General features: G+C 58.2%; 1 pseudogene. It reads right to left on the bottom strand.

Annotated features, from left to right (window positions below):
- Positions 1–473, bottom strand: a pseudogene (locus L2W48_RS12945) (hypothetical protein); the annotation flags it as partial.
- Positions 474–536 lie beyond the last annotated feature (63 nt).

Below are 536 nucleotides of genomic sequence, written 5' to 3' on the forward strand. Positions count from 1 at the left end.
GTGGTCTCCAGTAACTTCCGATAACGTATCCTTCCTACCGGGGCGTGGAACAGACTCCAGTCCGCACCGGGGAAGTGGTGAACGTGGTAATTCCCCTGTCCATACGGGGCCACCAGTCTGTCGGAACAGGGCCATGAAACCCGGTTTTTCTCCCAGTGTTCACCGTCGCACTTCCATGCCATCACATCGAGGGCCTCGTCTTCGTAGTTGTCGCCGGATAGATAGATCAGACCGTCGGAAGTTACCGACATTCCCTTTCGGTTGTCCCTGTGTGTTCCGTCGTGAAAGTCGTTTGAACCGTCGCTATCGCCAAAGCCTTCCAGGTTCGGAGGGCTTCCCCGAACTCCCAGATCCGGGAAATCCCACCAGCCTATTTCCAGAGGCTCCCCCGCCCTGCCCAGCCAGGGAATGCAGAGGTCTTCCGGCTTCACGTCCTGGGAAAAACGCTCTCCCCCCTCGCCTACCGTCTCCACCGGGGAGCTACTTTCAAGGCAGACCTCCTCGTTAGCCGAATGGGACCGGACGAAGCAATGTTC

The sequence above is a fragment of the Dethiosulfovibrio russensis genome (assembly GCF_021568855.1).
Lineage (GTDB): Bacteria > Synergistota > Synergistia > Synergistales > Dethiosulfovibrionaceae > Dethiosulfovibrio > Dethiosulfovibrio russensis.